The sequence below is a fragment of the Pseudonocardia sp. McavD-2-B genome, from assembly GCF_024124365.1.
GTDB classification, from domain to species: Bacteria; Actinomycetota; Actinomycetes; order Mycobacteriales; family Pseudonocardiaceae; genus Pseudonocardia; species Pseudonocardia alni.
Window position 1 is genome coordinate 1 of sequence record NZ_JAMXSG010000312.1, and the last position, 6,179, is coordinate 6,179.

Sequence of the window (6,179 nt, forward strand, 5' to 3'; positions counted from 1 at the left end):
GCCTGGCTGTTCGTCATCTGGCACTGCTGGCAGGACAACCTCGCCTACGACCCCACCCGACACCGCGCCCTCCAACGCCTCCTCGAAGATCAACAAGCGGCGGGTTGACACAGGGCATCTCATGCCGGGTCCTCCTGGCTGTGGTCGCTGCGGTCGTACTGCTGGGCGATGCGGCGCTCCGGCCACGCGGCGAGCGTGTCGAGGAACCGGCCGCGGACCTCCTCGGCGTACTTCCCGGCGTCCTCGGGGACCCAGGACGAGGTGTCCACCGGAGGCAGGACGGCGACCTGCACGGTCCCGCCGCGCAACGTCTGGGCGCCGCGCCACATGATCTCCCCGGCGTTGCGGATGACCACGGGCACGATCGGCACCCCGGCCTGCATCGCGATGTGGAACGCGCCCTTCTTGAACGGGCCGAGCCGGGGCGTCGGCGAGCGCGTGCCCTCCGGCGCCATCGCGAGGGAGATCCCCTCGTCGCGCAGCTTGTCGACGGCCGGCTGCAGCGCCGCGCGGGCGGCGCGGGAGTTGGAGCGGTCGATGAACGCGACGTCGGCGGCCCAGAACAGCTGCCCCCACACGGGGATCTGCGCGGCCTCCTTCTTCGCGACGCCGGTGAAGCTCTCGCGCAGCAGCTTCATCAGCACCGGCACGTCGAACTTGGACTGGTGGTTGAACACGAACACGCACGGCCGCGCGGAGTGCAGGTACTCCGCGCCGGTCACCTCGACGTCGATCCCGGCGAGCCCGAAGGCGACGTCGGCGCCGACCGAGCCGGCCATGTCGACGAACCGGCGGCGCGAGCCGTGCAGCAGCCCGGCCCCGGCCGCGGCGGCCAGCCCGCCGGCCATGCCGCCGTAGAAGACAGCCGTGCGGGCGACGTCGGTGACGCTGGGGAACAGCCCGCCGCGGGGTGCGCAGTCGAGCACCGGCCATCCCCGCTCGCCGGCGAGCGCGCGCAGCGAGTCGGTCGGTGACACCGCGACCGCGTGGCCGACGGCGGACAGGAACTCCGCGTCCTCGGTGCCGTTGGCGTAGCCGAAGCAGCCCGCCAGGTCGACACCGTGCGCGGCGGCGTCGGCGCGGACTGCCTCGGCCTTGCCGGTGCCCCACAGCGAGGTGCCCGCGACCCGGCCGGTGAGCACGCCGTCGTGCACCTCCAGCTCGGTGCACAGCACCCGGTCCGCGCCGAGCTCGTCGGCCATCGGCTGCACCTGGAACCGCGTCGCCGAGGACGCCATCACGACCTGGTGGCCCTGCTCCTGGTGGGCGGCGACCAGCTCCCACACCTCCGGGTGCAGCGAGCCCGCGATCTCGTCACGGAACAGCGTCCGCCCGAGGGCGTGGAGCTCGTCCTCGCTGCGGCCCTTCCAGGTCGCGAGCGTGATGGAGAGGAACTCCTTGAAGTCGTCGTCGGTGCGGATCCCGCGCATGCCCAACAGCACGGTGCGCACCATCTCGACCGGCCCGACGTCGAACTCGCGCAGCCGTTTGCGGTAGAAGGCCCCCGCGGAGTAGCCGTCGATGACGGTGCCGTCGTAGTCGAAGTACGCGACCGTCCCCGGTCCCGGCTCCGCCTCCCGGATGGCCCGGAGCCGGTCCCGGGTGTCCCCGGCCGGCGTCCCGTCAGCTGGCGACACCCGTATCCCCTTCCGCACGCTGTTTCGCCCCGGAGGGCGGGACCACCGGCGACGCCGGGGCCGCCTCGGGCGCCGTCGTCCCGCCGGAGCCGAGGACCACCTCGAGGCGGGCGCGCTGCAACTCGCCCAGCCGTCCCAGATCCTGGATCACCGCGGTGACCTCCGTCAGCCAGGCGGCGCGCCGCTCCCCCAGTGACGCGCCGGCCGCGCCGGACTCCGGCTCGCCGAGCAGGTCGCGGTTGCCGGCCTGGCGCACGGCGGTGGCGTACAGCTCGCGCGACACCGAGTCGGCGCGGTCGAGCCGCTGCTGCAGCAGCATCTGACGGCCGACGCCGAGGCAGTCCTCCAGGAACTCCTTCTCCTCGGCCATCGGCTCCTCGCCCAGCGCGACCAGCCGGTCGGCGACGACGAGCTGGGCGTCGAGGAACGACCGCAGCACGCCCGGCGCGACCAGCAGCGGAGCCTGGCGGAGCACACCGCGCACGTCGGCCGGGTCGGCCGCCCGGGTCCGCCATTCCGGGTCGACCAGGTCCAGCTCGCCGATGATCTCGGCGCGGAACTCACGGCGGGTGGAGAAGAAGAACTCGAACTTCAGCAGGTCCCGCAGCCGGGCCAGCTCGCGCCACGCGACCTCGACGATGTCCTCGTCGGGGGCGGCGTCGCCGACACGCAGCAGCGCGATCTCCAGCATGGCCCGGTTGAGCAGGTGGTGCAGCGCGCCGTTGCGGTAGAACGCGGCGACGTGGTGGCGGCCGGTGCTGACGGCGAAGACCGGCTCGGTGCCGCCGTCGTAGACGGTGACGACCCCGGCCTCGGCGAGCCGGTCGAGGGTCATCCGCAGGCCGTGCCGGGTCCGCAGCTCGGCGATCGGCACCGGGATGCCGCGGGCCTCCAGGTAGTCCGCCAGCGGCGCGACGACCTCCCGGACCTGCTGCAGGGTCAGCGCCCGGTCCTGCGCCCAGAGCAGCGCGAACGTCGCGAGCGAGGTCGCCGTCGCCGGGGTGACGCGGTTGATGCCCGCACACACCCGGAAGGCGACCTTCTCCAGCTGGGCCCGGCCGGGGCCGGCGTCGTCGAGCGCACGGCGCAGCGCGAACGGCTCGGCGAAGCGCACCCGGGCGGTGCCGATGTGGCGGCGCTGGTCGCGGAAGTAGCCGTAGAGCCAGCCCAGTCCCTCGGCCTTCTTCTGCCCACCGCGCTGCTCGGCGGCCATCGCGCCGACCTCGTGCAGCTGGTCGTAGACGATGGACACGGGGACGAGCACCGCGTCGAGCTCGGGGCGTTCCTCCAGCGCGGACACCAGGTAGCGCAGCAGCCCGATGCGGGGCTTGCGCAGCTTGCCGGTGCGGCTGCGGCCGCCCTCGATGTACCACTCCAGGTTGAAACGCTTGGCGAGCAGATGCCCCAGGTACTCCTGGATCGCGGCCTTGTAGACGGTGTCCCCGCCGAAGGTGCGGCGGATGAACACGATCCCGGCGCGGCGTCCGAGCGACCCCATCGGCCAGAACGACAGGTTGTTGCCGCCCAGGACGTGGTTGCGCGGGAAGTTGCGGTCGTGCAGCACCTCGGCGAACAGCAGGGGGTCGGCGTAGGAGCGGTGGCTGGGCAGGAACACCAGCGCGTGCTCCTTGTTCAGCTCGCGCAGCCGTTCCAGCCCGGACTCGTCGACCTGCACGTCCCAGGCCTTGGCGTGCATCGGCCCCATCATCGCCCGGAAGAGGTCGATGGCGGGCGGGCTCTGCACGGCGGCCATCTCGTGCAGACAGGACTCCAGACGCTGCTCGACCTCGGTGGCGGGGCTGCCGGTCTGGTGCGCGAGCCGCTCGACCAGGGCCGGGAACCGGGCCGAGGAGGTGATCTGCTCGACCATCCGGCGCGGCACCTTGTAGCGGTCGCCGAGGATGCGCCGCTCCGCGCGGTCGCAGGCCAGCACGGCCTGGCGGGCGACGAACCGGGTGAAGCCGTTACTGCCCGGCCGCCCGCTCTCCTGGGCGACGAACCGCGACACCAGGTCGGCGACGGTCGCCGGCTCCCCCGCCACGACGCGCGCCGCATCCGGGCGGTGCCGGGCCATCGACGGGTGCAGCGGCGACCACGCCATCCGCATCACCGCCGACGTCGCGAGCCCGGTGAGCTTGCGGACCGGGCCGCCGTCCTCGGGCTCGGGGGTCACCCAGGCCACGCGGGCCGGGACGATCACCGTGTCGTCGCCGTGCAGGGCCTCCCCCAGCGCGGACGGGACCTCGCCGTTCGGCCCGATCCCGACGACCGCCGAGCCCGGGTGCTGCTCCTCGGCCCAGCGCCGCAGGATGCCGCGTTCGGTGTGCGACCGGGCCTGGGTCACCACGACCTCGCGTCCGCCGCCGGTGAGGTCGTCGGTCGTCATGGAGCCCCCCGTCGGCATGCCCCGCCGCGGTGCGGCGCCTGCGGGGGTCAACCTAGTTACCCGCCGGTTGGGCAACAACCCGACGCGGCGGTCGCCCGCCAACTCACACGATCTTGTCCGCCTCGGCGAGCACCCCCCGCAGGATCTGCTCCATCTCGTCGAACTCGCGCTGTCCCGCGATCAGCGGCGGCGCCAGCTGGATCACGACGTCGCCGCGGTCGTCGGGGCGGCAGTACAGGCCCGCCTCGAACAGCGCCCCGGGGAGGAACCCGCGCACCAGCCGCTCCCGCTCCTGCGGACCGAAGGTCTCCCTGGTGTCGCGGTCCCGCACGAGCTCGATCGCCCAGAAGTAGCCGTCGCCGCGGACGTCGCCGACGATCGGCAGGTCACGGAGCCGGTCGAGGGTCGCGCCGAACGCGTCGGCGTGGGACAGGACGTTGCCGTAGAGGTCCTCGCGCTCCATGAGGTCGAGGTTCGCGAGCGCGACGGCGGCCGAGACCGGATGCCCGCCCCAGGTGTAGCCGTGCGGGAACGTGACGCCGGGGGCGAGGAACGGCTCGATCACCTTCTCCGAGGCGATCATCGCGCCCAGCGGCCCGTAGCCCGAGGTCATGCCCTTCGCGCAGGTGATGATGTCCGGGGTGAACCCGAACTTCGCGCTGGCGAACGGGACGCCGTGGCGGCCGAAGCCGGTGATCACCTCGTCGGCGACGAGCAGCACGTCGTGCCGGTCGCAGATCTCGCGGACCCGGGCGAAGTACGACGGCGGCGCGGTCAGGCAGCCGCCGGAGTTCTGCACCGGCTCGAGCACGACCGCGGCGACGGTGTCCGCGCCCTCGAACGCGATGGCCTCCTCGATCCGGTCGGCGGCCCAGCGGCCCAGGGCCTCGGCGTCGCCGTCGAACTCGGGGTGGCGGTAGAGGTTGGTGTTGGGTACGCGGAACCCGCCGGGCGCCAGCGGCTCGAAGTCCTTCTTCATCGCGGGCAGCCCGGTCACGGCCATCGCCCCGTGGGTGGTGCCGTGGTACGCCGTCGCCCGGGAGATCACCTTGTGCTTGAGCGGGCGGCCGCGGAGCTTGAAGTACTGCTTGGCCACCTTCCAGGCGCTCTCGACGGCCTCGCCGCCGCCGGAGGTGAAGAAGACCCGGTTCAGGTCGCCGGGGGCGAGATGGGCCAGGCGCTCGGCGAGCTCGGCCGCGGGCGGGGTCGTGTAGCCCCAGACCGGGAAGAACGCCAGCTCCGACGCCTGCTTCGCGGCGACCTCGGCCAGCTCACGCCGCCCGTGCCCGGCCTGCACGACGAACAGGCCGGCGAGGCCGTCGAGGATGCGGCGGCCGCGGTCGTCCCACAGGTGCACGCCGTCGCCTCGGGTGATGACGGGGATCGGGGCGGCGCCGTCCCGGCCGTGCATCCGGGCGAAGTGCATCCAGAGATGCCGCCCGGCGGCGTCGGCGTGCGGCGAGAGGGCGGGCGCGTCCGGGGTGGCTCCGGCCTCGGTCCGGGTCGTGTTCTCGACGGCGGTCACGTGGGGCTCCCTCGGTAGCGGCGCGGTACGTCTCCGATCGTCGGCGCCGCGGCGGCCCCGGTCAGGGATACGATCCGTATCGTCCTCGACCGCGCGGCGGACGGAGTGGATCCCGGTGCACCCGACCATCGCCGACGTGCTGGCCCGTCCGGAGGTCCGGGCGGGGGCACCCGCCGTCCGGGCCGGGCGGGCGGCGCTGGGCACCCCGGTGCGCTGGGTGCACGTCAGCGAGGTCGCCGACCCGGCCGGGACGCTGCCGCCGGGGGTGCTGGTGCTCTCGGTCGGGGTGCCGGTGGCCGACCCCACCACCGTCCCCGCCCGCTACGTCGACGCGCTGCGGGCCGCCGGGGCGGTCGGGCTGGTCGTGGAGATCGGCCGGCAGCTGCCGTCGCTGCCCGCCGGTCTGGTGCAGGCCGCCCGGGCGGCCGGGTTCCCGCTGGTGGAGCTGCGGCGCACGGTGCGCTTCGCCGAGATCGTCGCCGGTGTGCTGGGGCAGGTCGCCCGCCGCGACGACGACCCGGGGCCGCCGGGCGTCGAGGCCGCGTTCCGGACGCTCGCCCTGCACCGGGTGCCGCCGGGGCGCGTGGTCGGCGAGCTGGCCCGCCGGATCGACGCGCCCGTGGTGTGCGAG

Annotated in this window: 4 protein-coding genes; 1 reads left to right on the plus strand and 3 read right to left on the minus strand. The window is 74.0% G+C overall.

Features of this window, described 5'->3' with window-relative positions; translation table 11 throughout:
• Positions 1-119 precede the first annotated feature (119 nt).
• From NH602_RS32050 to NH602_RS26885, 3 genes are all read right to left on the minus strand, one after another.
• On the minus strand, positions 120-1,637 hold the full coding sequence (locus tag NH602_RS32050; RefSeq protein WP_253069238.1) for an HAD-IB family hydrolase: 1,518 nt from the start codon (positions 1,635-1,637) through the stop codon (positions 120-122).
• A complete protein-coding gene (locus NH602_RS26880; RefSeq protein ID WP_073574249.1) occupies positions 1,624-4,023 on the minus strand; it encodes a glycerol-3-phosphate 1-O-acyltransferase in 2,400 nt (799 codons plus the stop codon). Before NH602_RS26880 ends, NH602_RS32050 begins: the two co-directional genes overlap by 14 nt.
• 103 nt (positions 4,024-4,126) lie before the next feature.
• The gene (locus NH602_RS26885; protein WP_073574250.1) at positions 4,127-5,548 is read right to left on the minus strand and encodes an aspartate aminotransferase family protein; all 1,422 of its coding nucleotides are present in this window, start codon (positions 5,546-5,548) and stop codon (positions 4,127-4,129) included.
• Positions 5,549-5,663: 115 nt separating this feature from the next.
• Between NH602_RS26885 and NH602_RS26890 the strand changes: the two genes are divergently transcribed.
• Positions 5,664-6,179: PucR family transcriptional regulator ligand-binding domain-containing protein (locus NH602_RS26890; RefSeq protein ID WP_253069239.1), on the plus strand; the 516-nt coding region annotated here is incomplete at its 3' end.

Bases quoted from the DNA above. Each gene is read 5' to 3' on its own strand.
- NH602_RS26880 (WP_073574249.1), bottom strand. From the start codon at position 4,023: ATGACGACCGACGACCTCACCGGCGGCGGACGCGAGGTCGTGGTGACC.